1 protein-coding gene and 1 pseudogene are annotated in these 1,599 nt (G+C 71.3%); both read left to right on the top strand.

All coding sequences use genetic code 11. The annotated features are described in order from the left end of the window. The first annotated feature begins 175 nt into the window (after nucleotides 1-175). Nucleotides 176-1,402 (top strand): sensor histidine kinase, encoded by a 1,227-nt coding sequence (locus E1298_RS46775; protein WP_131903780.1) that lies wholly within the window; start codon nucleotides 176-178, stop codon nucleotides 1,400-1,402. 93 nt (nucleotides 1,403-1,495) lie between these two features. Beyond that, nucleotides 1,496-1,599, top strand: a pseudogene (locus E1298_RS46780) (DNA-binding response regulator); the annotation flags it as partial.

The raw sequence follows: 1,599 nt of genomic DNA on the forward strand, positions 1-1,599 counted from the left end.
GTGCACAGGGGGTGGCCAGGTGAAACGGTGGGGAGATGTGCGCGGGGCGGGGTGCCGGCCGCTAGGGTTGGCTCCGGGACGTATCGGGACGGCGCTCCGGATCCTCCTTGGGGAGGACGACAGATCCGCGCACAGGAGGGGTCACGACCTGGCGTGACCTCCTAGTGTGAGAGTCGTGTCACCCCGCATCCGTGGTCTTCGTACCTTCCGTGCCTGGCTGCAGTCGCGCCCGCAGGCGGGCGATGCGCTGCTGGCCCTGGGCCTGCTGCTCGTGGGCCTGCCGCAGATGTATCTGGAGGATCTTCCGCGGGGCGAGGACTTCGAGCAGTTCCAGACGCCGGATCTGGTGAACGGGCTGCTCGTGGTCGTGGTGACGATGGCGCTGACGTTCCGGCAGCGGTATCCGATCTCGGTGTTGATGTTCATCGTGGCGGGCGAGCTGGCGATGGCGTCGCAGACCTATCCGCCGTCGGTGCCGGACGTGGTGGCGTTCCTCATCGCGATCTACAGTGTCGCGGCGCACCGGGGGCTGGCGCACAGCGCGCTCGGCGGGCTGGTGGGGTTCGTGTACTTCCTGGTGTCGCTGGTGGTGATGATGCCGGTGGACATCTCCCCGGTCGTCCTGATCACCGATGCGGCGCTGGTGGTCGGGGTGTGGGTGCTGGGCCGGAACCTGCGGCTGCGGCGGGCGTACTTCGCGGAGCTGGAGGACCGTGCGGCACGGCTGGAGCGGGCGCGGGGCACCGACGCGCGGGCGGCGCGGATCGAGGAGCGGTCGCGGATCGCGCGGGAGCTGCACGACGTGGTGGCGCACCATGTGAGCGTGATGACGGTGCAGGCGGGCGCGGCGCGGCGGATCATCGACCGGGACGCCGACAGCGCGCGGGAGGCGATGTCGACGATCGAGGAGGTCGGGCGGACGGCGCTGAGCGAGATGCGGCGGATCGTGGGGGTGCTGCGGACCGACCGGGACGCCGAGCAGGCGGGCCGGGAGCTGGCGCCGCAGCCGGGGCTGGGCGATCTGGGCGAGCTGCTGGACCATGTGCGGGAGACGGGCCTGTCGGTGCAGTTGTGGATCGAGGGTGAGGCGCGGACGCCGTCGCCGGGGGTGGACGTGGCGGCGTTCCGGCTCATCCAGGAGGCGCTGACGAATACGCTCAAGCACGCGGGCTCGCAGGCGCGGGCCTGGGTGCGGCTTTACTACACCGACCGGGACCTGACCGTGGAGATCGAGGACGACGGGCGCGGCACCGCGACGATCATGGCCGACAACGGGGACAATCCGGGGCATGGGCTGGTCGGGATGTATGAGCGTGTGGCGTTGTACGGAGGCGAGCTCCGGATCGGGCCGCGGGTCGGTGGCGGGTTCGGTGTGCGGGCCCGCTTCCCCCTGGAGGCATAGATTGGGCATGGGCGGCGCGAGGCGAGGAGCGGGGATCATGGACGCGAGCGGGACGGGCACGGCGCCGCGGAGCCGGGCGGCCGGGGTGGCGCGATGAGCACGGTGCGGGTGCTGCTCGTCGACGACCAGCCGCTGCTGCGGACGGGTTTCCGGCTGATTCTGGAGGCGGAGACCGATATCGCGGTGGTGGGTGAGGC

Source organism: Actinomadura rubrisoli (assembly GCF_004349215.1).
GTDB classification, from domain to species: domain Bacteria; phylum Actinomycetota; class Actinomycetes; order Streptosporangiales; family Streptosporangiaceae; genus Spirillospora; species Spirillospora rubrisoli.